We start from the raw sequence: 1,564 nt of genomic DNA, 5'->3' as shown, positions 1-1,564 counted from the left end.
ATGCGGTGCACATGGATGGCGGCGTGGCGGGCAAGCGCGTGCTGGTGGCCGGTGGCGCCGGCGCGGTCGGCCACTACGCGGTGCAGATGGCGAAGCTGGCCGGCGCGGCGCAGGTGATCGCGACCGTGAGCGGCGATGAGAAGGCCGCCCTCGCCAAGGCCGCCGGTGCCGACGTCACCATCAATTACAAGGCAAGCGACCTCACTGCCGCCGTACTCGAGGCCACCGGCGGCAGCGGCGTTGACCGCATCATCGAAGTCGACTTCGGCGCCAATGCGGCCAAGGACATTGCAATGCTCAAGCCGGAAGGCGACCTCGTGGTGTACGGCAGCAGCAGTCCGGAAGTCGCGATTCCGTTTTTCCCGTCCATCCTCAAGAATATTCGCCTGCGCTTTTTCATCGTCTACAACCTGTCGCCGGAAGACCGCAAGGCGGCATTGTCGGGACTGACGGCGCTGCTGCAAGACAACGCACTCATCCACAACATCGCCGCGCGCCTGCCCCTGGATCGCATCACGGAAGCGCACGAACTCGTGGAAAGCGGCAAGGCCGTCGGCAACATCGTTCTGTCCATCGACTGATCCCATGAAACATACTTGCCACCTCGCGCAGGTGAACGTCGCCCGCGCACTCGGCGCAATCGATGAACCGGTCATGGCCGGCTTCGTTGCCCGCCTCGACGAGATCAATGCCCTCGCCGAATCCAGCCCCGGTTTCGTGTGGCGGCTCAAGACCGACGAGGGGAACGCCACCGCGCTCCAGCCCTACGACGATGCGCGCATCCTGATCAACCTGTCGGTCTGGGAATCGCCGGAAGACCTGAAGCAGTTCGTCTACAAGAGCGCGCATGCGCAGGTGATGCGGCAGCGCAAGGAGTGGTTCGCGCGCTTCGGCGATGCCTATATGGCGTTATGGTGGGTCGCGCCCGGTCACATCCCGACGATCGCGGAAGCGAAGGAGCGCCTGCAGTACCTGCAGCTCAACGGCGAGAGCGAATTCGCCTTCACCTTTGCCGCCGTTTCCCGCGCGCCCGGCACCATCGTCCGTTGCGACGCATTCAAAGAGACCACACAATGAAAGTTATCCGCAGCCGCGAATTCACCGCCGAGCGTGCCTGGAGCGCGCTCCCCATTGCCAGCATGAACGGGGTCACCACACGCCTGCACTGGACCGATGCGCCGTACAAGTGGCATGTGAACGACGGCGAGGAAGTCTTTGCCGTGCTCGACGGCACGGTCGACATGCATTACCGCAAGGATGGTGAAGAACATGTCGCCGAACTGCGAACCGGCGACGTGTTCTTCGCCGGCGTCGGCTGCGAGCACGTGGCCCATCCGCGCGGCGCAGCGCGCATCCTTGTGATCGAAAAGGAAGGCAGCGTGTAGCTTACTTGCCCGCCGCAACCGCGCGCTTGCCGCCGTGCAACGCCAGCATCGCGACAACGCCCGCAACCAGTCCCCAGAATGCCGCGCCGATGCCGAACAGCGTGACCCCGGAAACGGTCACCAGAAAAGTGACGAGCGCCGGTTCACGTTCGCGTTCACTGGACATCGCCGCAGCCAAG

General features: G+C 64.1%; 4 protein-coding genes. 3 read left to right on the top strand and 1 reads right to left on the bottom strand.

Annotated features, from left to right (window positions below):
- The 3 genes from AYR66_RS06835 to AYR66_RS06825 form a co-directional block, all read left to right on the top strand.
- Positions 1–581, top strand: a 581-nt coding sequence (locus AYR66_RS06835; RefSeq protein WP_141104179.1) for a zinc-binding dehydrogenase, incomplete at its 5' end; no start/stop codon positions are given.
- Between the two features lie 4 nt (positions 582–585).
- The gene (locus AYR66_RS06830; RefSeq protein WP_088706893.1) at positions 586–1,077 is read left to right on the top strand and encodes a DUF3291 domain-containing protein; all 492 of its coding nucleotides are present in this window, start codon (positions 586–588) and stop codon (positions 1,075–1,077) included.
- A complete protein-coding gene (locus tag AYR66_RS06825; protein ID WP_088706892.1) occupies positions 1,074–1,385 on the top strand; it encodes a cupin domain-containing protein in 312 nt (103 codons plus the stop codon). The genes AYR66_RS06830 and AYR66_RS06825 overlap by 4 nt, the downstream gene beginning before the upstream one ends.
- A gap of 1 nt (position 1,386) precedes the next feature.
- Here the strand turns inward: AYR66_RS06825 and AYR66_RS06820 are convergent, their stop codons facing one another.
- On the bottom strand, positions 1,387–1,563 hold the full coding sequence (locus AYR66_RS06820) for a benzoate/H(+) symporter BenE family transporter (RefSeq protein WP_088706891.1): 177 nt from the start codon (positions 1,561–1,563) through the stop codon (positions 1,387–1,389).
- Position 1,564: the final 1 nt, after the last annotated feature.

The organism is Noviherbaspirillum denitrificans (assembly GCF_002211445.1).
Lineage (GTDB): Bacteria > Pseudomonadota > Gammaproteobacteria > Burkholderiales > Burkholderiaceae_D > Noviherbaspirillum > Noviherbaspirillum denitrificans.
The sequence above is the reverse complement of the archived record's forward strand: the minus strand, read 5'-3'. Positions and strand labels throughout refer to the sequence as shown.

Bases quoted from the DNA above. Each gene is read 5' to 3' on its own strand.
- AYR66_RS06825 (WP_088706892.1), top strand. From the start codon at position 1,074: ATGAAAGTTATCCGCAGCCGCGAATTCACCGCCGAGCGTGCCTGGAGC.
- AYR66_RS06830 (WP_088706893.1), top strand. From the start codon at position 586: ATGAAACATACTTGCCACCTCGCGCAGGTGAACGTCGCCCGCGCACTC.